Origin of the sequence: Roseomonas nitratireducens (genome assembly GCF_017813355.1) — a bacterium.
In the GTDB taxonomy this organism is placed as follows: Bacteria; Pseudomonadota; Alphaproteobacteria; order Acetobacterales; family Acetobacteraceae; genus Neoroseomonas; species Neoroseomonas nitratireducens.
In genome coordinates this window covers 92,258-115,477 of record NZ_JAGIYZ010000004.1, presented here as the reverse complement: position 1 = coordinate 115,477, position 23,220 = coordinate 92,258, and the positions used below count along the sequence as shown (strand labels likewise).

The 23,220-nt window shown below is 70.8% G+C and carries 19 protein-coding genes; 4 read left to right on the top strand and 15 right to left on the bottom strand.

Going from position 1 to position 23,220, the window contains the following annotated elements:
* Positions 1 to 63: 63 nt before the first annotated feature.
* Genes J5Y09_RS06300 through J5Y09_RS06290 form a run of 3 tightly spaced genes read left to right on the top strand, consistent with a single transcriptional unit; the run spans position 64 to position 2,286 of the window.
* Positions 64 to 303, top strand: coding sequence for a hypothetical protein (locus J5Y09_RS06300; RefSeq protein ID WP_209350903.1), 240 nt, complete (start codon positions 64 to 66; stop codon positions 301 to 303).
* 4 nt (positions 304 to 307) lie between these two features.
* The gene (locus J5Y09_RS06295) at positions 308 to 865 is read left to right on the top strand and encodes a phosphonate degradation HD-domain oxygenase (protein WP_209350902.1); all 558 of its coding nucleotides are present in this window, start codon (positions 308 to 310) and stop codon (positions 863 to 865) included.
* The gene (locus J5Y09_RS06290; RefSeq protein ID WP_209350901.1) at positions 862 to 2,286 is read left to right on the top strand and encodes an alkaline phosphatase family protein; all 1,425 of its coding nucleotides are present in this window, start codon (positions 862 to 864) and stop codon (positions 2,284 to 2,286) included. Before J5Y09_RS06295 ends, J5Y09_RS06290 begins: the two co-directional genes overlap by 4 nt.
* Positions 2,287 to 2,367: 81 nt before the next feature.
* On the opposite strand, the gene J5Y09_RS06285 is transcribed toward J5Y09_RS06290, so the two are convergent.
* The 12 genes from J5Y09_RS06285 to pehA all read right to left on the bottom strand — a co-directional run bounded on the left by J5Y09_RS06285 (position 2,368) and on the right by pehA (position 16,872).
* Positions 2,368 to 4,062, bottom strand: coding sequence for a putative 2-aminoethylphosphonate ABC transporter permease subunit (locus J5Y09_RS06285; RefSeq protein WP_209350900.1), 1,695 nt, complete (start codon positions 4,060 to 4,062; stop codon positions 2,368 to 2,370).
* On the bottom strand, positions 4,055 to 5,179 hold the full coding sequence (locus J5Y09_RS06280; protein WP_209350899.1) for an ABC transporter ATP-binding protein: 1,125 nt from the start codon (positions 5,177 to 5,179) through the stop codon (positions 4,055 to 4,057). Before J5Y09_RS06280 ends, J5Y09_RS06285 begins: the two co-directional genes overlap by 8 nt.
* A gap of 10 nt (positions 5,180 to 5,189) precedes the next feature.
* Positions 5,190 to 6,209, bottom strand: coding sequence for a putative 2-aminoethylphosphonate ABC transporter substrate-binding protein (locus J5Y09_RS06275; protein WP_209350898.1), 1,020 nt, complete (start codon positions 6,207 to 6,209; stop codon positions 5,190 to 5,192).
* Between the two features lie 81 nt (positions 6,210 to 6,290).
* The gene (phnX, locus tag J5Y09_RS06270) at positions 6,291 to 7,115 is read right to left on the bottom strand and encodes a phosphonoacetaldehyde hydrolase (RefSeq protein WP_209350897.1); all 825 of its coding nucleotides are present in this window, start codon (positions 7,113 to 7,115) and stop codon (positions 6,291 to 6,293) included.
* The gene (locus J5Y09_RS06265) at positions 7,112 to 8,233 is read right to left on the bottom strand and encodes a TIGR03364 family FAD-dependent oxidoreductase (RefSeq protein WP_342451418.1); all 1,122 of its coding nucleotides are present in this window, start codon (positions 8,231 to 8,233) and stop codon (positions 7,112 to 7,114) included. The genes phnX and J5Y09_RS06265 overlap by 4 nt, the downstream gene beginning before the upstream one ends.
* Before the next feature lie 27 nt (positions 8,234 to 8,260).
* Complete coding sequence (locus J5Y09_RS06260) at positions 8,261 to 9,139, bottom strand: ABC transporter permease (RefSeq protein WP_209350896.1); 879 nt, start codon at positions 9,137 to 9,139, stop codon at positions 8,261 to 8,263.
* A 1-nt stretch (position 9,140) separates the two neighbouring features.
* Positions 9,141 to 10,073 carry an ABC transporter permease gene (locus J5Y09_RS06255; RefSeq protein WP_209350895.1) on the bottom strand — a complete coding sequence of 311 codons (933 nt, stop codon included), beginning with the start codon at positions 10,071 to 10,073 and terminating at the stop codon, positions 9,141 to 9,143.
* A gap of 1 nt (position 10,074) precedes the next feature.
* Positions 10,075 to 11,085 carry an ABC transporter ATP-binding protein gene (locus tag J5Y09_RS06250; protein WP_209350894.1) on the bottom strand — a complete coding sequence of 337 codons (1,011 nt, stop codon included), beginning with the start codon at positions 11,083 to 11,085 and terminating at the stop codon, positions 10,075 to 10,077.
* Positions 11,082 to 12,065 carry an ABC transporter ATP-binding protein gene (locus tag J5Y09_RS06245; RefSeq protein ID WP_209350893.1) on the bottom strand — a complete coding sequence of 328 codons (984 nt, stop codon included), beginning with the start codon at positions 12,063 to 12,065 and terminating at the stop codon, positions 11,082 to 11,084. Before J5Y09_RS06245 ends, J5Y09_RS06250 begins: the two co-directional genes overlap by 4 nt.
* Positions 12,062 to 13,666, bottom strand: a complete 1,605-nt coding sequence (locus tag J5Y09_RS06240; protein ID WP_209350892.1) for an ABC transporter substrate-binding protein — start codon at positions 13,664 to 13,666, stop codon at positions 12,062 to 12,064. The genes J5Y09_RS06245 and J5Y09_RS06240 overlap by 4 nt, the downstream gene beginning before the upstream one ends.
* A 4-nt stretch (positions 13,667 to 13,670) precedes the next feature.
* On the bottom strand, positions 13,671 to 15,296 hold the full coding sequence (locus J5Y09_RS06235) for an ABC transporter substrate-binding protein (RefSeq protein ID WP_209350891.1): 1,626 nt from the start codon (positions 15,294 to 15,296) through the stop codon (positions 13,671 to 13,673).
* A 16-nt stretch (positions 15,297 to 15,312) separates the two neighbouring features.
* Positions 15,313 to 16,872, bottom strand: coding sequence for a phosphoric/sulfuric ester hydrolase PehA (gene pehA / locus J5Y09_RS06230; RefSeq protein WP_209350890.1), 1,560 nt, complete (start codon positions 16,870 to 16,872; stop codon positions 15,313 to 15,315).
* A 314-nt stretch (positions 16,873 to 17,186) separates the two neighbouring features.
* Here pehA and J5Y09_RS24255 point away from each other — a divergent pair, with 314 nt between their 5' ends.
* Positions 17,187 to 17,651 (top strand): recombinase family protein, encoded by a 465-nt coding sequence (locus tag J5Y09_RS24255; RefSeq protein ID WP_342451425.1) that lies wholly within the window; start codon positions 17,187 to 17,189, stop codon positions 17,649 to 17,651.
* 1,194 nt (positions 17,652 to 18,845) lie between these two features.
* On the opposite strand, the gene kdpC is transcribed toward J5Y09_RS24255, so the two are convergent.
* The 3 genes from kdpC to kdpA are packed head-to-tail and all read right to left on the bottom strand — an operon-like array spanning position 18,846 to position 23,217.
* The gene (gene kdpC, locus J5Y09_RS06220; RefSeq protein WP_209350888.1) at positions 18,846 to 19,433 is read right to left on the bottom strand and encodes a potassium-transporting ATPase subunit KdpC; all 588 of its coding nucleotides are present in this window, start codon (positions 19,431 to 19,433) and stop codon (positions 18,846 to 18,848) included.
* Between the two features lie 3 nt (positions 19,434 to 19,436).
* On the bottom strand, positions 19,437 to 21,506 hold the full coding sequence (gene kdpB / locus J5Y09_RS06215; RefSeq protein ID WP_209350887.1) for a potassium-transporting ATPase subunit KdpB: 2,070 nt from the start codon (positions 21,504 to 21,506) through the stop codon (positions 19,437 to 19,439).
* Between the two features lie 13 nt (positions 21,507 to 21,519).
* Positions 21,520 to 23,217 (bottom strand): potassium-transporting ATPase subunit KdpA, encoded by a 1,698-nt coding sequence (kdpA, locus tag J5Y09_RS06210; protein ID WP_209350886.1) that lies wholly within the window; start codon positions 23,215 to 23,217, stop codon positions 21,520 to 21,522.
* Between the last annotated feature and the right edge of the window lie 3 nt (positions 23,218 to 23,220).

Below are 23,220 nucleotides of genomic sequence, written 5' to 3'. Positions count from 1 at the left end.
AAGGGCACCCGTCCTGTGCTCCGCCGCGAACGCAAACATGAACGGCACGTCTTTGGGACACGCATGGTCGTCGCCACGCAGCGGTTTATCGCCAATGGCCGGGCGGCGATCGCCTTCGTGCGTGGCCCTCAAGAACTGCCCGTCCATGCCGCGCCGTTGCTGCGGATCCATGTCATGGCTTCTTCACTGGATTGCCATCTGCACATCCGCATCCGCATGACATGCGGCGATGGCCCGCGTTGCCGCCGCTCCATCACGTCGCAGCGTTTGGCGATATCTTCCAGAAACCATCATCAACGGTAACGACATGCAGTCTGACACCATCCACGAGATCCAGGCGCTTCTCGAACTCCGTGCCAATGGCGCCTATGGACTGCACCGCGTGACGCAGAGGCAACATGCCCTCCAGGCCGCGCGACTTGCGGAAGCCGACGGGCAGCCGGACGCGCTCGTCGCCGCCGCGCTGCTGCACGATATCGGCCATCTGGTGCACGACCTCGGCGAGAACCCCGCCGCCGAGGGTGTCGACGACAGGCACGAGGAACTCGGACATGCCTGGCTCACGCGCCATTTCGGCCCGGAGGTGACCGAGCCCGTGCGCCTGCACGTGGCCGCCAAGCGTTATCTCTGCGCGACGGAGGCGGATTATTTCGCCCGCCTTTCCCCTGACAGCGTGCGCAGCCTGGCCCTGCAGGGCGGGCCGATGGACGCGGCGGAGGTCGCCGCCTTCAAGGCGCTGCCTCACCACGCCGCGGCCGTGACGCTGCGCCGCTACGACGAGGCGGCGAAGGTGCCGGAGCTCGAGACGCCGCCCGTCGCGCATTTCATGCCGATCGTCGCGCGCTGCCTGAGGCCCGCGTCGTGACGCGCGTGGTGATGGTCGCGCTCGACGGGCTGCGGCCGGACATGATCGACGCGGCGCTGACGCCGCATCTCGCCGCGCTCGCGGCGTCGGGCACGCGCTTCGCCCGCGCGCGCAGCGTCTTTCCCTCCGAGACGCGGGTCGCGACGCCATCGCTCATCACCGGCTGCCGCCCGGGCGGCCACGGCATGGTCGCGAACACGCTGTTCGATGCGTCGGTCGCCCCCGACCGCCTTTTGCGGACAAAGCTGGTCGAGGACGTGCTCGCCATGGCGGCCGGTGCCGAATCGCCGCTGCAAAGGCCGAGCCTGGCGGAACGGATGGCGCCGCGCGGTCTGCGATTCGCGCTGGTCAGCGCGGGCACGGCGGGTGCCGCACGGCTGCTGCACCCGGCGGCCGAGCGCCTCGGCGCCTTCCGCTGGAATGTCGAGGACACCGATGGCGCCACCGCGCGGGAGGTTGCTGACGCGCTCGGCGCCACGCCGGACGCGGCCGTTCCGAACATCCCGCGCGTCGAGTTCGCCGGGCGGGTCCTGCTCGACCACGTCCTGCCGCGCCAGCGGCCCGACGTCGCGCTGCTGTGGCTGTCGGAGCCCGACGTCTCCTTCCACTGGGGCGGGTTGCGCGCCGAACATACGCTGCGCGCGCTGCGGGCCGCCGATGCGGTGCTCGGCCGCATCGTCGCCTGGCGCGACGCCCAGCCGGATGCGGGCGACATCGCGATCATCGTGCTGTCCGACCATGGCCATGTGACGGGCCGCGGCAAGCGCTGCCTGCGCAGCGAGCTGCAGCGCGCCGGCTTCCGCGCGGGCACCGGCATGGCGCCTGATGTGGACGTGGTGGTCGCGCCCGCGGCCGCGCCTGGGCTCTGGCTGCGCGACCGGGCGATGGCGCCGCAGGTCGCGGATTTCCTCTCGGAACAGGAATGGGCGGGCCCGCTGCTGGCGCGCGATCCGGCCATCCTGCCCGCCGGCCGCGCCGTGCCGCTTTCGCTGCTCGGCAGTGCCCATGCGCGCAGCGCGGACCTGGTCGCGACCTTCGCCGGCGACGAGGGCCCCGACGCATGGGGCATGCCGGGCACGGCGCCCTTCGACGCGCCGGACGTCCCGGAAGGTGGTGGCATGCATGGCGGCCTGCACAGGGCGGAACTGGCGACGGTGCTGGTGATGCAGGGCGGGCCCTTCCGCAGCGCGGCTGTCGCGGCGGAGGCCGCCGACCTCACCGACATCGCGCCGACCGTGCTGCATCTGCTCGGCATCGGCACCGAGGGGATGGAAGGGCGGCCCCTGCTCGGCGCCTTCGATGCCGCGCGGGATTCCGCGCCGGCCGAGGAACTGCACGAGCTGCCCGGCGGCTTCGTGCTGGAGGCGATGCGCGCGCCGGACGGCCGGCTCTACCCGACGGCGATGCGCCGCGCGCGCTGACGATTTGCCGGGGGAGGAGAACCTCCCCCGCGCCCCCTCCCTTCTTTGTCTTTTGTCGCCAGTCCGGGGGGGGCGGCCCCGTCAGCGCCGCCAAGCCTGCGTCGCACGCCCGAGCAGGGCGCCAAGCAACAGCTGCGCGAGCTTCGCGGTGATGGTGATGCCGAGGATGACAACGCCCATCGCCGCGGCCGCGCTCGCCTGCCCGGCCTCGTCCATGTGGACCATGGCGACCGAGGCCGGCTTGGTGTCCGGGCCGTAGAGGAAGATCACCGCGCTCACCGTCGTCATGGCGTTGACGAACATGAAGACCGCGATCTCCAGGATCGCCGGCAGGCACATCGGCACCGTCACCCGCCCGAAGGTCACCCACACCGGCACGCGCATCGACGCGCCGACCGATTCGAATTCCGGATCGAGCTGGCGGATCGCGGTGACCGCCGTCAGGTGCCCCACGGTGTAGAAGTGAACGATCGAGTTCAGCACCAGGATCGCGAGCGTGCCGTAGAGGAAGCCCAGCGGATTGGCCGGGTGGTTGAAGAACAGCACATAGGCCAGGCCGAGCACGAGCCCCGGCACCGCAAGCGGCACCGCCGCGGCGAAGCGTCCGATCCCCGGCAGCGGCCCGTGCTGCGGCCCGCGGTCCAGCACATAGGCCACGACGAACACGATGGCTGTTCCGACCGCGGCGGCGATCGCCGCCATGCGCATCGAGAGCCACACCGAATCCCAGCCCGCCGTGTCGAAGCGGGTGAAGTCGTAGTTGTCGAGGGTGAGCGTGAGATTGTAGGGCCAGAAGCGGATCAGCGATCCCCAGGCCGCGACGCCGACAATGCCCACCAGCATGGCCGCGACGACGATGCAGAGCAGGAGCAGCGGCCGGTCCCGCATGGCCCGCGGCGCCGGGCGCAGCGGCACGGCGCGGCCGCTCATGGTCGCGGTGCGCTGGCGGCTAGCCCAGCGGTCGAGCAGGAAGGCGAGCACCGCGGGAATAAGCAGCACGATGCCCACCACGGCGCCCATGTTGAAGTTCTGCAGCCCGACCACCTGCTTGTAGACATCCGTCGCAAGCACGGGGAACTGCCCGCCGATCACCTTCGGGATGCCGAAATCCGTCACCACCAGCGTGAAGACGACGACGAAGGCCGAGACGAGGCCATAGCGCGCGCCCGGCAGCGTCACCGTCCAGAAGATCCGCGGCCGCGACGCCTTAAGCGCCGATGCCGCCTCATAGAGCCGCGCATCGGTGGTGGAGAGCGCGACGGAGAGGATCAGCGCGGCGGAGGGAAAGCAGTAGAAGACCTGCGCCGCGACGATCCCGGCTGGCCCGTAGATGCTGCCGCCCATCAGCAGCCCGCGCAGCATGCCCTGGTTGCCGAACAGGTAGATCAGCGCGAGCGCCGGCAGCAGGGACGGTGCGAGCAGCGGCAGCATCATCACCGCGCGGAACAGCGGCTTGGCGGGGATGCAGGCCCGCGTCAGCGCATAGGCGTAGGCGAAGGCGAGCGGAACGACGATCACCGCCGTCAGCGCCGCGGTCCAGAGGCTGTTCCAGGCCGCGGCCAGCAGCGCAGGCGTCGTCGCATAGGTCCTGAAATTCTCGATGCCGGCGAAGCCGCCCTCCGGCGTCTCGAAGGCACGCAGCAGGAGCGTCGCCAGCGGCAGGACCAGGAAGGCCAGCAGGAAGGCCAGGGCCAGCCACAGCCCCCACTGCATGATCCGCTGGTCGAGCGATAGGCGCTGACGCGGCTCCGATCCGGCCAGCACGGCGTCAGACATCGTCGACGAAGACCATCAGGCGTTCGGGCGGCAATGTGGCCGCGACCTCCGCGCCGGGCACCGCTTCCAGGGCGACCAGGTCGACCGGGGCGACGGCGGCGAGCAGTCGCAGCGGGCCGGCTTCGAGCGATACCCGGCAGACCGGCCCCAGGAATTCGAGCCCGGTCACGCGGGCGATGAGCGCGCCCGGCGGCGCGGCATCGGCGCGGTCCAGCCGCACATGCTCGGGGCGGATGAAGCAGGTGACGCGGGCGCCGAACAGCAGGGGGCGCGCGGCTTCGGCACCCAGGCGCATGCCGCCGGCGACGATCACCCCCGAAGGGGAGTCGACCACCGCCTCGAAATGGCTGGAATGGCCGATGAAGCCCGCCACGAAGGGGCTTGCGGGGCGCTCGTAGATCGCGGCCGGCGTACCGATCTGCTCGATCCGCCCGCGGCTCATCACCACGATGCGGTCGGAGACGCCCATCGCCTCCTCCTGGTCATGCGTGACCATCACCGTCGTCACGCCCAGTCGCTGCTGCAGGGACCGGATCTCCTGCCGCAGATGCTGGCGGACGATGGCGTCGAGCGCGGAGAGCGGCTCGTCCAGCAGCAGCAGGCCCGGCTCGTTCGCCAGCGCGCGCGCGAGTGCGACGCGCTGCTGCTGCCCGCCCGAGAGCTGCGCCGGAAACTTCTGCCCCTGGTCCGCGAGGCCCACGATCCCAAGCAGTTCCGCCACGCGGTCCCGCACGCGTGGCTTCGGCCAGGCGGGGCCGCGGAGGCCATAGGCGACGTTCGCGGCGACCGTCAGGTTCGGGAACAGCGCGTAGGACTGGAAGACGATGCCGAAGTCGCGCTCCGAAGGCGGCAGATGCGTGATGTCGCGACCTTCCTGCAGGATCCGGCCCGTCGTCGGCGGATCGAGCCCCGCGATGCCGCGCAGAAGGGTCGTCTTGCCGCAGCCGGACGGGCCGAGGAAGGTCACGAACTCCCCGGCCTGCACCGTCAGGCTCACGCGGTGCAACGCGACGAAGGTGCCGAACTGCTTGCCCACCTCCTCGACCTGGAGATAGGCGTCACCTGGGCGGAGTGTCGCCGCCGTGGCGGTCGCGACATCCGGCACGGCGGCGGTCATCGGGCGCGCGTCAGTTGCGCGGCGCGGATTTGCCGTCGAAGCGGCCCGCCCATTCCCGCAGCAGGCGGTCGCGCTGCGTCGCGATGGCGCGGAAGTCGGCGCTCACCAGCCGCTCGGCGAAGTCGGCCGGGTAGTTTTGAACCGTCGGCTGCACCCCCGGCAGCGCCAGAAGCGCGTAGTAGCGGCCATAGAGTTCCATCGCGGGGCGGGAGACGGCGAAATCCGCCAGCCGCCGCGCGGCCGCCTGGTTGCGCGTGCCGCGCACGATCGCCGTCGCCTCGAGGTCGAAGCCGACGCCGTCGGTGGGCACGATGATCTCGATCGGCGCGCCCTGGTTGCGCAGCGCGACGGAGCGCATGTCGAAGGAGATGCCGACGCCGTACTCGCCGCGCGCGGCGTTGTTGCACGGCGCGCTGCCGGAATGGGTGTAGACCTGGATGTTGTCGTGCAGGCGGGTCATGTAGTCCCACGCGCCGGCTTCGCCGCGCGCGCCGATCCAGCCGGCCATGGTCAGGAAGCCGGTGCCGGACGAATTCGGGTTCGGCATCACCACCTGGCCGCGGAAGGCGGGGTTCAGCAGGTCGTTCCAGGTGGTCGGGCGCGGCAGGTTGCGCTGCTGCGCCACCACCGTGTTGAAGCAGATGGCCGACACGAAGGCGTCCATGCCCGTCCAGGTCATCGGGCTGCGGTCGGACCGCATGTTCGCGCGCAGCGCCTCGGCACCCTGCGGCGTGTAGGGCTCGAGCATGTCGAGCGCTTCCATCTGCAGGAGCGAGAAGACCGACAGGCCCCAGATGACGTCGGCGCGCGGGTTCTGCCGCTCGGCGATCAGTCGGGCGGTGATGATGCCGGTGGAATCGCGGACCCAGGCGATCTCGACGTCGCGCAGCGCCGCCTCGGCCGCCTGCTTGAAGGGGGCGAGCTGCTCGTTCTCGAGCGCGGTGTAGACGGTCAGGCGGGTGCGCTGCTGCGCCTCGGCCGCGGGGGCGAGGCCGATCAGGGCGCAGGCGAGAAGGGCAAGGCGACGCATGGGCGAAACTCCATCGGGCTTCGTCCGGTGCCTAGCCTGCCCCCCGCGTCATCCATGTGACGGAAAGATTGCGGTTGCGTGTCATGCGGCGTCGACAAGCCCCGGCCGCTCGCCGGCCGCCAGGCGTGCCTCGATCGCGCCGACCACCGTGGGGAGATCGGCGATGGAATCGACCACGAGATGCGCCCCGGCGCCGATCAGCTGCGCGGTCGCCTCGCGCCGGATCGCCTCCCGCGCCGGGGCGTCGAGCGCCGCGAGTTCCGCCTCCGACAGCCCGGCGATGTTGCCGGTCAGCGCCACGCCCACGGCCCAGCATCCGGCCGCGCGCGCTTCGCCGATGCCGGGCGGCGTGTCGTCAAGCTTGACCACGCTGCTCGCCGGCCAGACGCCCATGGTCGCCATGGCATGCCACATCTGCAGGGGCGCGGGCCGGCCGGCGGCGAGGTCGCCGGCGCAGACCATCACCTCCGGCGCGAAGCCCTGCGCGGCGGCGAGCGGGGCGAGCCGTTCCATGATCGGCCGCGTGTAGCCGGTGGTCGAGCCGAGCCGGATGCCTCGAGCCGCGCACCAGGCGAAGGCTTCGCCCGCGCCGGGGATCAGCGCGCTGTGCACTTCCACCGCGGCGACGTTCAGCGGCTCGAACACCGCGAAGATCGCGTCGATCGCCGCATCGTCGAAGTCGCGCCCATGCTTGGCGCGCCAGGCGGCGGCGACGGCGGGGGATGTCCCGACCATGCGGATGTGGTCGCGCTTGGCCATGCCCATCGGCCCGCGCGCGTCGGCGATGGAGATCGCCACGCCGAACCGCGCGAAGGCCTCGACGAAGGCCCCCATCGGGGCGCGGGAGCCGTGGTCGAGCACGGTGCCCGCCCAGTCGAGGATGACGGCCTTGACCTTCGTGCTCATGGATTCGCTTCCAGATCGGCCAGCACCTCCTCGGCCAGTCCGAAGGCGGTGCTGGCGCCGGTGCCCGAGGTGACGGAGACGAGGCGCACGCCGGGCGCGACGCGCTCGTAGAAGGCATCGTCGGGGCCCGAGGGGTAGAGGCCCGTCCAGCGCTCGACGACGCGCGGCGCGGGCAGGTCCAGCACCGTCTGCGCCTCCCGCAGGATCAGCGCGTCGACATGCTCCGGCTGGAAGGGGTCGGGTGTCGGCCCGTAATGGTGGCTGTCGCCGACCACGAGCGAACCATCCGCGCCCTGCACGACGATCAGGTGGACGCCGTTCGCGACCTCCTCCGCCTGCTCGGCGCGTAGGCGCTTTCGCAGCGCGGGCAGCGAACGGCATTCGGCGTAGCCGCGGTAGCGGTCGAGCCCCAGGTCGCTCATCACCGCCGCCGGAAGGCGCCAGCCGGGATCGGCCAGGCGAAGCATGTGCAGCTTGCACAGCGTGACGCCGCGGCGCGCGAAGACCTCCGGGAACAGGCTGGCGAGATCGGGTCCTGGCCCGACGACGACGCGCGGGGCGCGGAAGGTACCGGCGCTCGTCTCCACCTGGCCTTCCGCCACCCCCTGCACGGCCACCTGCCGGCGGAACACGACGCCGAGCGCACTCTCCATCCAGGCGGCGAGGCGCGGGATGGCGTCGCGGCTTTCGACACGGAGCTCATGCGGGCTGTGCAGCGCGGCGAGCACGCCGGTGGTGCGCAGGGGCGGCGCATGTGCGGCGAGGCCCGCGCCGCGCAGCACGCGGCAGCCCTCGCCCATGGGCCCCGCGGCGAATTCCTCGATGACGGCGACGGCTTCGGGCCGGCGCGCGCACATCAGTAGGCCGCGGTGATGGACCTCGATGCCCGCCAGCGGCGCGACATCCGCCCAGACGTCCCGCGCGCGGCGGGCGCGGCGCCAGGTTTCGCGCGCGCCCTGCCCTGTCACGGTGACGAAGCCGAAGTTGCGGATCGAGGCGCCGTTGGCCTGAGCGTCCCGGTCCAGCACCAGCACGCGCCGCCCCGCGCGGGCCGCGTGCAGGGCATGCGCCAAGCCGACGATGCCGGCGCCAACGACGATGATGTCGAAGTCCTTCACTGGCGCAGCATTATCACGGGCCCGCCCCTACCGCAGCGTCGGGTCGAGCCTGTCGCGCAGCCAGTCGCCGATGAGCGAAACGGACAGCGTGGTCAGCACGATGGTCACGGCGGGGGCGAGCAGGATCCAGGGCGCGCGCGTCAGGTATTCCCGCCCGTAGCCGACCATGGAGCCGAGCGAGGTCTGCGGCGGCTGCACGCCGAGGCCCAGGAAGGAGAGGCCGGATTCGAGCAGGATGACCTCCGGGAAGGCGAGCGTCATGGAGACGATGAGCGTCGAGGCGATGTTCGGCAGCACATGCCGGCCATAGATGCGCCAGGGTGAGGCCCCGAGCCCGCGCACCGCCGCCGCATAGCCCTGCGCGCCCGCGGCCAGCGCCAGGCCGCGCGCGATCCGCGCGTAGCGTTCCCAGGCGTGCAGCCCGAGCAGGCAGACCAGCAGCACCAGCGAATTGCCGAAGAAGGCCAGCACGGCGAGGGCGAGGATGAGGAAGGGCAGCGAGGCGGAGAAGTCGACCAGCGCCAGCACCGCCTGTTCCACCAGCCCCCGGAAATGCGCGGCGAGGAAGCCGAGCGACGTGCCCACCGCCGCGCCGATGATCGTCGCCCCGAAGGCGATCAGGAGGCTGGTCCGGATCGAATAGATCAGCCGCGACAGCACGTCGCGCCCGAGTTCGTCCGTCCCGAGCGGGTGTAGCCAATTGCCCCCCAGCAGCACCGGCGGCGAGAGCCGGTTGCGCAGGTCGAGCGCGGTATAGGCGTAGGGCGCGATCAGGTCGGCAAGCACGGCGATGGCGAGCATCAGCGCCAGCCAGCCGAAGCCGAAGATCACGAGCGGCGGCGGCGGCGCGCGGCGCGCCTTGGGCGGCGCGACGGCAGCAGCGGCGATCAGCGGAGCCTCGGGCATCTCAGGCGGCCTTCCGCGCAGCGCCACGCAGGCGCGGATCGAGCAGGCCGTACAGGAGATCGACGATGAGGTTGGAGCAGACCATCGTCACCGCGACCAGCAGGAGCACGCATTGCACGACGGCAAGGTCCCGGTTGCCGACCGCCACCACCAGCAGCCGCCCCACACCGGGCCAGGAGAAGACGCTTTCGACGACGACCGCGCCGGCGATCAGCGAGCCCACCATGAAGCCGATGATCGTCACGGTCGGGATGGCCGCATTGGGCAGCGCATGGCCGACCACCACGGCGCGCCACGGCACGCCCTTCGCGCTGGCGGTGCGGATGAAGGGCTGGCCCAGGACCTCGAGCATCGCGCTGCGCGTGAAGCGCGCGAGCACGGCGGCGCCGCCGAGCCCGAGCGTCACCACGGGCAGGATGGCGTGGCGCCAGCTTTCCTGTCCGCCCGAGGGCAGCCAGCCGAGCTGCACCGCGAAGAGCAGCACGAGCAGCAGCCCGAGCACGAAGGACGGCACGGTGAAGCCCGCTACCGCCACCACCATCACGATGCGGTCCGCGAGCGAGTTCCTGTGCAGCGCGGCGTAGATGCCCGCCGGTATGCCGAGGCCGATCTTGATGGCCAGCGCGGGCAGCGTCAGCGCGAGCGTCGCCGGGATGCGCTCCGTCACGAGCACGATCGCGTCGCGCCCGTCCCGCATGGATCGGCCGAGATCACCCTGCAGGATCGCCCAGAAATAGGAGAGGTATTGCACCCAGATCGGCTCATCGAGGCCCCAGGCGGTGCGGAAGGCGTCCACCGCCTCGGGTGGCGCATCGGCGCCCATGATGATCTGCGCGGGATCGCCCGACATGCGCAGGACGATGAAGGCGAAGGTGACCACCATGGAGATGGTCAGCGCGGCGCGCGCGATGCGCGAGGCGACGAAGCGGAGCATGTCAGGCGGCCTCCCGCCGCGGCAGGCCGGTGCCGGCCACGGCTTCCCCGTGGGCGACGTGGCAGGCGACGAGGCGCCCGTCGGCGCGCGGCTTCAGCGCCGGCGCCTCCTGCGCGCAGAGGCCGGTGGCGACCGGGCAACGTGGATGGAAGGCGCAACCGGTCGGCCGGTCGGCCGGATTGGGCGGGTCTCCCTGCAGCACGATGCGTTGCCCGCCGCGCCCGGGATGCGGGATGGCGGAGACGAGCGCGCGCGAATAGGGATGCGCCGGGTCGCGCAACACGCCGTCCGGCTCGCCTTCCTCGACGATGCGGCCGAGATACATCACCGCGACGCGGTGGCTGACCTGGCGCACCGCGCGCAGGTCGTGGCTCACGAACAGCATGGCGGTGCCGAACTGCTCCTGCAGGTCGACCAGCAGGTTCATCACCTGCGCCTGGATCGAGACGTCGAGCGCGCTGATCGGCTCGTCGCACACCAGCAAGGCCGGGTCGGTCGCGAGCGCGCGGGCGAGCACGGCGCGCTGGCGCTGCCCGCCCGACAGCTCGTGCGGGTAGCGCGCGCCCTGGTCCGGCCGGAGACCCACCGCGCGCAGCAGATCCTCGACGCGCGCGGCGCGCGATGCACGGTCGCCGATGCCGTGGATGTCGAGCGGCTCCACGACCTGCGCCGCGATCGGCAGGCGCCGGTCCAGCGCGCCGAGCGGATCCTGGAACACCATCTGCATGCGCGCCCGGAGGACACGCCAGGCGGAGGTGCCCGGGGACGGCATCGGTCGTCCGTCAAAGGAGACGGAGCCGCCATCGGGCGTCTCCATGCCGAGCACGAGGCGGCCGGTGGTGGACTTGCCGCACCCCGATTCCCCGACCAGGCCGAGGGTCCGGCCGCGCTCCAACCTCAGCGATACGCCGTCCACCGCGCGCACGTCGACGGTGCGGCCGAAGACGCCGCGACGCATGCCGTAGCGGCGGACGAGACCCTCGGCCTCCAGCAGCACGCCACCCGGCCTCATGCGGGCATCCTCTCGGCAAGGGCCGTCGCGGGCGCCGCCCGGATGCAGGCGGCGCGATGACCCTCGACCAGGGCCGAGGCATCGGGGATCCGCGCGTCGCACGCCGCGGCGCGATGCGGGCAGCGCGGCGCGAAGGCGCAGCCCGGCGGCATCGCCCAGGGTTCGGGCACGCCGCCGGGAATGGCGGCGAGGCGCCGCCGCGGCCCGTCGATCGGCGGCAGCGCGCCAAGCAGCCCCTGGGTGTAGGGATGCGCCGCCGTGTCGAACAGGCGCGCAATGGGCGCTTCCTCGACGATGCGGCCCGCATACATGACGGCGACGCGCTCGCAGGCTTCGGCCACGACGCCGAGATCGTGGCTGATCAGCACCAGCGCCATCCCCGTCTCCCGCCGCAGCGATTGGAGGAGTTCGAGGATCTGCGCCTGGATCGTGACGTCGAGCGCGGTGGTGGGTTCGTCCGCCACCAGCAGTTCCGGCTGGCCGGCCAGGGCGATCGCGATCATCACGCGCTGGTTCTGCCCGCCCGAAAGCTCGTGCGGATAGACGTCGAGCCGCCGCGCCGCGTCGGGGATCCCCACCTGGTCGAGCAGGCGCCTCGCCTCCGCCCGCGCCGCCGCGCCGGTCATGCCGCGGTGCAGCGCCAGCGCCTCGGTGACCTGCCGCCCAATGCGATGGACAGGGTTCAGGCTGCTGGCGGGGTCCTGGAATATCATGGCGATGCGTCCGCCGCGCACGCGTTCCAGGACCGACGCAGGCGCGCCCACCAGGTCCTGGCCGCCGATCGCGACGCGACCGCCAATACGCGCGCGGGCGGGCAGCAGGCCAAGGGCCGCGAGCCAGGTGACCGACTTGCCGCAGCCGGATTCCCCCACCATCCCCACCGCCTCGCCGGGCGCCACGGCAAGGTCGATGCCCCGCAGCGCCGGCTGGCCGTCGAAGGAGACGGTGAGGCCGCTGATCTCGACCAGCGGCGTGCTCACGCGCCGACCCGGAGGTTGCCGGGGCCGAAATTCATCGCCCAGCCGTTCGCCGCGCGCCAGGCGATGTCGCGGCGCTTGGCGGTGAAGGCCGCCGCCTGGTGCAGCACGATGTAGCAGGGGTCCTCGCGCTCGGCGATCTCGAGGATGCGGCGGAACTGCGCGCGCCGCCGCTCCATGTCCGTCTCGGCCTCGAGCGCCGTCGCGACGCGGTCAAATTCCGGATTGGTCCACTCGGCGTTCCGCTCGGCCTCGGTGCGGGGCCCGAGGGCGCGCAGGATGCCCGCGACGGGGTCGCCGAAGATCGAGGTGTTCGACCAGTCCCGCACGCCACGCCCAGGGGTGCGCGCCGTGACCTGGGTGAAGTTCTCGCGCATCTCGATCTGCACGTTGAGGCCGACGGCGCGCCACATCTCGACCGCGATCTGCGCGTTCGCGACCTGGCTGGTGTAGTAGTTGTTGAGCAGGCGGTAGGGGATCGGCTCGCCGCGGTAGTTCGCCTCCCGCAGCAGGCGTCGCGCCTCGGCGGGATCGAAGCGCGGGTTCTCCCAGTCGGCGAGGTACATCGCGCCATAGCTTTCGAGCTGCATGCCGCGCGGAATGACGGTGCGCCCCGCCCAGAGCGTCTCGACGAGCATGCGGCGGTCGATCGCGTGCGACATGGCGCGCCGGATGCGGGCATCCGCCAGCACCGGGTGCGTCTTGTCGAAGGAGAATTTCCGGATGTTGTTGATCGGGCTGCCCAGCACCTCGAAGCGGCTGTTGCGCTCGACGACCGTGATCTGGTCCGGCGGGATGTCGCACGCGAAATCGTATTCGCCGGAGAAGAGGCCGTTCACCCGGGCCGAGACCTCGGGCACCTCCACGAAGCGCAGGCGACGCGCCGGCGGGCGGCCGCCCCAATAGGCGTCATGCGCCTCCATCACCAGCATGGTGTCCGGGCGGAACTCGGCGATGCGGTAGGGCCCGGTGCCGACGGGGATGCGCCCCCAGGCAAGCCAGTTCTCGGCGGCGGCGAAAGCCTCGCGCGACAGGATCGCCCCCACGCTCTGCGCCACACGGCCTTCCAGCGTGACGTCCGGCGTGCGGTTGACGAAGCGGACCGTGTAGCGGTCCACGATCTCGATCCGATCGAGCCCCGGATAGGTACGGCGCCCGACGGCGATCACCTCCGCCGGCGGCTCCTTGCTGTTGGTGCCGGCCAGCACGGTCGAGGTGCCGGCGCCGCTCGCCCCGCGCGTGCCGAACAGGCGCTCGCCGAAGGAAAAGGCGACATCCTCCGCCGTCATCTCGCGCCCGTCGTGGAACCGCACGCCCTGGCGGAGCGTCAGTTCGAGCGTCGCGGCATCCGGCCGGCGCCAGGCGGTGGCCAGGCCCGGGACGAGCCGCGCGTCGCGGAGCCAGTCCGTGCCCACCAGCTGTTCGGCATACAGGCCGTGCAGGCGGAAGCCGACATTGGACTGCTCGCGCGGCGGCTCGAAGGTGTTGGAGTTGGACAGCTTCTGCACGGCGATGGTGACGACCGGGCGCTGGTCCGCCTGGGCGACGGCCGGACGCGCCAGCACTGCCAGCGCGGGCGCGGCAAGAAGTTGGCGGCGATGCATCGGATCAGCTCCCGAAATTGCCGGGGCGGAAGTCCATGGCGAAGGCGGGGCTCGCCTTCCATGCCACGTCCCGCCGCTTCGCCGTAAAGGTCGCGTTCTGGTGCAGCACGGTGAATGCGGGGTCCTCGCGCTCGGCGATCTCCAGCATGCGGCGGAAGGCGATACGGCGCCGCGCGCGGTCGGTGCTGGTCTCGAGCTCTCCCGACAGGCGGTTGAACTCGTCGTTCGTCCACTCGCCCACCTGCTGCTGCTGGCCGTTCGGGCCGTGCTGGTTGACGATGGAGGAGACAGGATCATTGAAGGGCGCGCTGTTGGACCAGTCCCGGACCGCGCGTGGCGTCTCCCGCGCGAAGACCTGCGCCCAGTTCTCGACCATCTGGATCTGGACGTTGATGCCCGCGGCCCGCCACATCTCCACGAGGATCTGCGCCGTGCCGGTCTGGTTCGTGTAGTAGTTGTTCAGCAGGCAGTAGGGGATCGGCTCGCCGCGGTAGTTCGCCTCGCGCAGGAGACGGCGCGCCTCGGCCAGGTCGAAGCGCGGCACCGACCAATCGGCGTGGAACATCTCGCCGTAATAGTCCCACTGCAGGCCCTTCGGGATCACGGTGCGCCCGGCCCAGAGGCTGTCCACGATCGCCTGGCGATCGATGCTGTGCGTCATCGCCCGGCGCACCCGCGCGTCGCGGAGCTGTGGGTGGTTCTTGTCGAACACGGTGAGGCGGTGGTTGAGGATCGTGCCGCCCTGCACCTCGAAGGCGCGGTTGCGCTCGATTCCGGCGATCTGGTCCGGCGGGATGTCGCAGGCGAACTGGTATTCGCCGGAGAGCAGGCCGTTGATGCGGGAGGCGACTTCCGGCACCTCGACGAAGCGGATCTGGCGCAGCGGCGGGCGCCCACCCCAGTACTGGTCGTGCGCCACGAGCGTCAGCGATACGTCGGGGCGAAACTCCGCGACCATGTAGGGGCCCGTGGTGACAGGCTTGCGCGCCCAGTCGAGCCAGCTGGCCGCATCCGCGAAGCCGCGGCGGGAGCAGATGTCGCTGCCGTAGCGCGCGAGGCGCCCTTCCATCGTCACGTCCGGCGTGCGGTTGACGAAGCGCACCGTGTGCCGGTCCACCGGCTCCACCCGCTCCAGCGCCGGCCAGATGCGGCGCGCGACGGCGACCACCTCGGGCGGCAATTCCTTGCCCTGCGGGCCCTGGCCGGGGATGCGTGCGAAGAGCGTGCCGGCGCCCGGCGCGGCATCGCCGCTGCCGAACATGCGCTCGCGGCCGAAGGAGAAGACGACGTCTTCGGCCGTCATCTCATCGCCGTTGTGGAAGCGGACGCCCTCGCGCAGCTTCAGCTCGACGGTGCGGTCGTCGATCCGGCGCCACTCGGTCGCGAGGCCCGGGACGCTCTCCAGCGCACCGAGCCAGTTGCGCCCGATCAGCCCTTCCCAGAGCGAGGAGTAGAAGACGCGCTCCCCGACATTGGACTGCTCGCGCAGCACCTCGAGCGTGTTGCTGTTCGACACCTTCTGCACGGCGATGGTAATGGACGGCCGCTGGTCGGCCTGGGCCAGGGAGGGGCGCGGCAGCGTAGCGAGCGCGGGGGCGGCGAGCAGGTGGCGGCGACGGATCATCTTCATTCTCCTGGCTCTGGAGTCACTCGGCGGCACGACGCAGCGCAGGGGCTTCGAGACGTTCCTCGAGCCCCTGCGGCGTGGCGCGGAAATGGGTCAGCGTGCGCTCGGCGTGGCGCATGCGCTTGGACAGCGCCTTCTGGGCGTATTCCTTCACCAGCGCGGCATGGGCCGGGTCCTCGGCCAGGTTGGTGAACTGGTGCGGGTCACGCTTCAGGTCGAAGAACAGCGGCGGCAGCGCGGCGAAGTGCACGTACTTGTACGAGGCGTCCTGCACGACGCAGAGCGCGCTCTCATCCATCCCGAGGCCGAGCGCGGTCTCGGGCTTCGAGTAGTGCACGTCGCGGAAGTCGTATTCGTAGAAGAGCAGGTCGCGCCAATCGTCGGGCGCCGCATGATCCAGCAGCGGCAGCAGGGAATGCCCGTCGCAGTTGCGCGGTGAAGAGCCGCCGAGCGCATCGAGGATCGTGGGCATCACGTCCACGCTCTCGGTGAAGGCGTCCTCGATCACCCCGGCGCGCAGGTTGCGGCCAGCATCCTTGACGACGAGCGGGATGCGGAAGCTCTCGTCGAAATAGCCGACCTTTCCGAGCAGCCAGTGATCGCCGAGCTGCTCCCCGTGGTCGGAGGTGAAGACGATCATCGTCTCCTCCCACTGGCCGTTCTCGTCCAGCCAGGCGAAGACGCGACCGAGACAGTCGTCGATCTCGGTGATCAGCCCGGCATAGGTCGCCCGCATCTGGCGGATCGCACCTTCGTCGAGCGTGCTCGCCGCGCCGCCGGCGCCATGGAAGAAGGAGCCCTGCTTGATATCGCGCAGGTAGTGGCGCAGCAGCGGGTGCTGCTCGGCCTCCTTCTCCCAGTGCGGCGCGCGGATCGGCGCCGGCATGTCGGCCGGCGCGTACATCTCGTGGTAGGGCGCCGGCGCGATGAAGGGCGGGTGCGGCCGGTAGTATCCAAGATGCAGGAACCACGGCTTGCCGTTGCGGCCCTTCAGGTAGGTCAGCGCGCGTTCGGTGAAATAGGTGCTGTCGGACAGGGAAGCGGGAATGCGGCAGGGGCGGTCGGTCACGCCCGGGACAGCGTCCTCGCCCTCGGGCAGCCAGATGTCCTCCCGCCGCTTCGGCAGCGCGTAGCCCTGGTGGGCGAGCCAGCCGAAGTAGCCATCCATGGTAGGCTCGAAGGCGCCGACGCTGCGGAACCCGTCCATCAGGTCGCCCAGCGTCGTGAAGCGCGGGTCGCGCGGGCCGCTGGTGCGCGGGTCGGGCGTCGTCGTGGTATAGCCGATCAGCGCCGGGTCATACCCGATCTCGCGTAGCTGCTTGCCGAGGTTCGAGTGGCGCGCATCGAGCGGTACGGTGTTCTGCACCGCGCGGTGGTTCATCAGGTAGAGGCCGGTCAGCAGGCTCGCCCGCGCCGGTCCGCAGGGCACCGCGTTGGTGACATGGTTGCGGAAGGTCACGCCTTCACGGCACAGGCGATCGAGGTTCGGCGTCCGGAGAAATCCTGCCCCGAGATGCGGCACGAAGTCCGCACGCCATTGGTCGACGACGATGAGAAGGACGTTCTTGCGTTGCGACATCACACCCGCGGTTCATCTGGACTGCGCCCGTGGGATAGCCACCGCATGCGACAGTCCGATGACATAGCTGCGACTGGTTGGTGATGCTGCGTGCCGGAGAGCATTCGGAACCGGACCCCATGCTTGGGGCACACGGACAAACCATCGACTTGTCAGCGAAGTGTGCGACGCGGCCCTTCCTGGCCGCGCAATCCTTGGCGCCCCGCCGCGACGACAGGGCGCCTGGCAGTTCAGGCGAGCAGGTCGCGGAAGCGCGGCGCGTCGTCGAGCAGCGTGGTCCTCTCGCCCGTCTCGAGTCCGATGAAGAAGTCGAGGTGAACCGGCGCGAGGCCTCGATCGAGGACCATCTACACATCTGCCGCGCCCGCGCCGAGCGCGAGGGCTGGTCCATCCTCGGGGAATTCTCTGATGCGGACATGTCCAGCACCAAGGGCAAACGCCCGGGCTTCATCGCCCTGCGGGATGCCGCCCAAGCCGGCAACTGCGACGTCATCCTCGCCGAGAGCCTCGACCGCTTCTCCCGCGACCTCGAGGACATCGCAGCCTTCTACAAGCAGGTGACCTTCTGCCGGGTGAAGCTTGTCACTCTCGCCGAAGGGGAGATCTCCGACCTCCATGTCGGGGTGAAGGGCGCCATGGCCGATCCCCCGATACCGAACTCAAGTCTCTGCTCCTATCCGTCGTCTAGCCCCCTGACGGGTTCAAATCGGGGGCCCGCATCCGACGATGCCGTATTGCGACGATCTGGACCTAGTCGCCCGCCATTTCCGCCGCATTGAGCCTAGCTCGGGGACGAGAGTTCTAAGCTCCGCCGGCTTCAGCGATGGGAACCTTCGGCCGAAAGTCTCTGGGCCGCTCCTGCTCAAACCACCGGGCGGTGGGCATCTTTGATCGAGTGGCTGGAGCCGCATGCTTCGCCGTTCCCGCGATCGACGCCTCCCACCGCATCGTCCACCGGCATCAATTACAACGCTGGGGGTGGAAATGGGGGTCGTGAGCAAGATCAAAAGCCATGAGCAAGCGTTTTCAATGATTTATGTCTTTATATTAGCGTCTCTCGGGGACGCCACAGGATCGGGTTTTTCTTGGCTTTTTGCCCGGATACGCCATCAGCTCCCACAATCGCCCCCACATCGCTGCGTGGCCGTGCGCTCGGATGCCTGCCGCGCTCCGCGGTCATCCATCGACTGAGGTATCCGTCACGGGCTTCGACCCAGGTGCCGAACCCGTCCAGCACGGGCCGCAACCCGCGCCGCCGCGGCCGCCCGCCAGGCCGCGCGGCATCACGATGGCCGACCAGCGGCCGAGCCCGGACTCCCGCAAGGCAGCCTTCGCGGTCTCGACGGACATCGTGGCTGCCGTCCCGCGCACGATCAGGAGGTCCGCTCCGTTGGCGCGCATGACGGGTGCGCGTGTCTCGACGCGTCGCGCATGTCGTGCCCCGGCTTCGCGTACGGCAAAGATTCCGCCATATCGCCGCTGCGGCGGGCATGGACGGGTATTCGGGGGCGTCGGCAGGCCCGAAGCGGGGACGGTCGAGAATGGCCCCGGCGCACGCAGGCGCGGTGCCGGCGGGGCGATCAACAAGCAGTCCACGGAGCAGGCAGGTGCGTGGGCGGGCACGCCCTTCCCGGCATCCAAAACACGCCCTCCGGGGTCGAAACATGGCCCCGCTCGTCGAATGCGGCTTCAGGCGCCCGCCTTCCGCGGCGCGCCAGGCCTGCCGGTTGCCGCAAAGCGACGTCGCGACACGGGGAGGCGAGTGAGGACCGGCACGCAGTCGACGGGTTGCCGGGGCCCACTTCGGGTCGTTCGTCCGACGCGCTTCAACCCCGCCGACTCATGACCTGTGCCGGCGATCTTCCCCATCCGGCATCTCATGCGGAAACCGTTTCGAGGCCGCCTCCAACCCCAAATGAGACATAGATGCCGCGGATGGGCGAGGCGCAGACCCCACGCGCACTTCCGGCGGGTCACCTCAGTGCATCCAGCGCGAGGTTGACGCGCAACACGTTCACGCGCGGCTCGCCGAGCACACCGAACTGGCGGCCTTCGGTGTGCTGCGCGACAAGTTGCGCGACGCGCGCCTCGGGCAGGCCGCGGGTCTGCGCCACGCGGCGAACCTGTCGCGCCGCGCTCTCCGGGCTGATATGCGGGTCGAGCCCCGAGCCCGAGGCGGTCACGGCATCCGCCGGCACCGGCCCACCGCCGAGCATGGCAACACGCTCGGTCACCGCCTCGAGCAGCGCCCCGGAAGTCGGGCCGAGTTGCGAGGCAGCGGACGCGGCCGCGTTGTATGGCGCCACGCGCGTGGTGCCCTCGTTCTCCGGGTCAGGCTCGCTCGTCGCCGAGGGACGCGGATGGAAGTAGCGCGACGAGGCGAAGTTCTGTCCGAGCAGCGCCGAGCCGACCACGCGGCCCTCGCGCTCGACCAGGCTGCCGCCGGCCTCGGTCGGGAAGAGCACGCCGGCGAGGCCGGTGAAGGCTAGCGGCACGGCCAGGCCCAGCAGCAGCGTGAACAGCGCGATAATGGCGATGGCGGGGCGGAGGATGGCGGTCATGGTTCAGGCAATCCCCAGAACGACGAGGATGACGTCGATGATCTTGATGCCGATGAACGGCGCGGCGACGCCGCCGAGCCCGTAGATCAGCAGATTCCGTCGCAGCAGCGCCGCGGCGCCAACCGGCACGTAGCGCACGCCGCGCAGCGCGAGCGGCACGAGTGCTACGATGATCAGCGCGTTGAAGATCACCGCCGACAGGATCGCGCTCTCCGGCGAGGCGAGCGCCATCACGTTCAGAGCGCCGAGCTCCGGATAGGAGGCGACGAAGATCGCCGGCAGGATCGCGAAGTATTTCGCGACGTCGTTGGCGATGGAGAAGGTGGTCAGCGCGCCGCGCGTGATCAGCAGCTGCTTACCGATCTCCACCACCTCGATGAGCTTGGTGGGATCGCTGTCGAGGTCGACCATGTTGCCGGCCTCGCGCGCCGCCTGGGTGCCGGTCTGCATGGCGAGCCCGACATCGGCCTGGGCGAGCGCGGGCGCGTCGTTGGTGCCGTCGCCGGCCATCGCGACCAGCCGGCCCTCGGCCTGCGCCTTTCGGATGTAGGCCAACTTATCCTCGGGCGTGGCCTCCGCGATGAAGTCGTCGACGCCGGCCTCGGCGGCGATGGCGGCGGCGGTCAGACGGTTGTCGCCGGTGACCATCACCGTCCGGATGCCCATCCGCCGCAGCGCGTCGAAGCGGGCCCGCATGCCGGTCTTGACGATGTCCTTCAGTTCGATCGCGCCGAGGATCTGCCCGTTCCGGGCAACGGCCAGCGGCGTGCCGCCGGCACGCGCGATGCGGTCCGCCGCTTCGCGCAGCGCGGGCGGCGCCTCTCCGCCCAGGTTCCGCAGCAGCGCATCCACCGCGCCCTTGCGGTAGCTCCCCTGCGGCAGGTCGAGGCCCGAGATGCGGGTCTGCGCGGTGAAGGGGATGACCTTCGCGCCCTCGGGCAGCGCCGGCGTATCGACGCCATGGCGGTCGCGGGCGAAGGCCAGGATGGAGCGGCCTTCCGGTGTCTCGTCCGCCAGGCTGGACAGCACCGCGGCCTCCGCCACCTCGCGCTCGGTCACGCCGGGAACGGGGATGAAACCCGCCGCCTGGCGGTTGCCGAGCGTGATGGTGCCGGTCTTGTCGAGCAGCAGCACGTCCACGTCGCCGGCGGCCTCCACCGCACGGCCGCTGGTCGCCAGCACGTTGAAGCGCACCAGCCGGTCCATGCCGGCGATGCCGATGGCCGAGAGCAGCCCGCCGATCGTCGTCGGGATCAGCGTCACCAGCAGTGCGGCCAGCACCGCAACGGAGGGCGGCTGGCCGTTCCAGGATGCCAACCCGACCAGGCTCGCCACCGCGATCAGGAAGATGATCGTCATGCCCGCGAGCAGGATGTCGAGCGCGATCTCGTTCGGCGTCTTCTGCCGCGACGCGCCTTCGACGAGGGAGATCATCCGGTCGAGGAAGGTCGAGCCAGGCGCGGCCGTGATGCGCACCACGATCCAGTCGGAGACCACCATCGTGCCGCCGGTGACCGCGCTCCGATCGCCGCCGCTCTCGCGGATCACGGGCGCGCTCTCGCCCGTCACCGCCGCCTCGTTCACGCTGGCGATGCCCTCCACCACCTCGCCGTCGGAGGGGATGAGGTCGCCGGCCTCGACCAGCACCAGATCGCCGACGCGCAGCTCCGTCGCGGCGCGGGGCTGCCAGAGCGTGCGGTCGTCGGTGCGCAGCAGCAGCTTCGCCTGCGTCTCGGTCCGCGCGCGGCGCAGGCTCTCGGCCTGGGCGCGGCCGCGGCCCTCCGCGACGGCCTCGGCGAAGGTGGCGAACAGCACGGTCAGCCAGAGCCACAGCGCGATGCCCGCCTGGAAGGTCCAGGGCTGCCCCATCCCCGCCGCGCGGAAGGCGAGCACGGTCACCAGGATCGCGACGACCTCGGTGACGAAGATGACCGGGTTGCGCACAAGGTGGCGCGGATCGAGCTTCGCGCAGGCATCCAGCAACGCGCGCCGGACGATCGGGCCGGAGAGCAGGGCGCCGCCGCGCGTCGCGCGACGGGCCTCGCCCGGGTGGAAGACAGGGGTGGCATCCATGGAAGGGCGAACCTCAGAAGGTCTTGCCGGCGGCGAGCACGAAGTGCTCGGCGATCGGGCCGAGGGCGAGGGCCGGCACGAACTGCAGCCCGCCCAGGATGAGGATCACGCCGGCCAGCAGCCCGACGAAGAGCGGACCATGCGTCGGGAAGGTGCCGGCCGACGCCGCGAGCTTCGGCTTGGCGGCGATCGACCCCGCGATTGCCATGACTGGCACGATTACCGCGTAGCGCCCGAACAGCATCGCCAGGCCGATGGTGACGTTGAACCAGGGCGTGTCGGCGATCAGCCCGCCGAAGGCTGAGCCATTGTTCCCCGCGCCGGAAGTGTAGGCGTAGAGAATCTCGGACAGCCCGTGCGGGCCTGCATCCTGCACCGAGGCGGTGGCGACCGGCAGCACCGCGGCGACGGCGGTGAAGCCCAGGATGAAGATCGGCAGGACGAGCACGGCCAGCATCGCGAGCTTGACCTCCTTCGCCTGCACCTTTTTGCCGAGATATTCCGGCGTGCGGCCGACCATGAGACCGGCGATGAAGACCGCCAGCAGCACGAAGACCAGCATGCCGTAGAGGCCCGAGCCCACGCCGCCCGGCAGCACCTCGCCGAGCTGGATCAGGAACAGCGGGACCATGCCGCCGAGCGGCGTGAAGCTGTCGAGCATCGCGTTGACGCTGCCGTTCGAGGCGCCGGTGGTCGCGACGGCCCAGAGCGCAGAGAGCGCGGTCCCGAAGCGCACCTCCTTGCCCTCCATGTTGCCCATCGCCGGGTCCACGCCCGCGGCGATGTGCAGCGGGTTCCCGCCCGCCTCCGCGGCGTAGACGAGCCCCACGCCGGCGGCGACGAAGCCCATCATCACCGCGAACAGCGCCCAGCCCTGGCGGATGTCGCGCACGATGTGGCCGAAGGTGCGCGCGAGGGCGAAGGGAATGGCGAGGATCGCCCAGCTCTGGAGCAGGTTCGTCCAGGGCGTCGGGTTCTCGAAGGGATGCGCGGAGTTCACGCCGAAGAAGCCGCCGCCATTGGTGCCGAGCTGCTTGATCGCGACCTGGAACGCCGCGGGGCCGAGCGGGATGGTCTGGCTGCCGCCCTCGAGCGTCGTCGCCTGGACATAGGGCGAGAGGCTCTGCGGCACGCCGCCCGCCACCAGCGACAGCCCGAGGATCAAGGCGAGCGGCAGCAGCAGGTAGAGCGTGATGCGCACGAAGTCGGCCCAGTAGTTGCCGAGGTCCTTCACGCCGCCGGCCGCGAAGGCGCGCGACAGCGCAAGCGCCAGCGCGATGCCGGTCGAGGCGGAGAGAAAATTCTGCACCGTCAGCCCCGCCATCTGGCTGAGGTAGGACAGGCCGCTCTCGCCGCTATAGGCCTGCCAGTTCGTGTTGGTCGCGAAGCTCACCGCCGTGTTGAAGGCGAGCCAGGCGGATTGCCCGCTCATGCCTTCCGGGTTCAGCGGCAGCACGCCCTGCAGTCGCAGGATGGCGTAGAGGAGGAGGAAGCCCGCGAGGTTGGAGGCGAGCATCGCCAGCGTGTAGGCCCTCCAGCCCATGCCGCGCGCCGGATCCACTGCGCCCGCGGCGTAGAACAGACGCTCGAGCGGCGCGAGGAAGGTGACGCGCCCTGCCGCGACGGCGGCGGTGTAGCGCCCGAGCGGAATGGCGGTGGCGGCAACGAGGCCGAGGATGAGGGCGATCTGCGCCCAGCCGTTCAGCGTCATGGG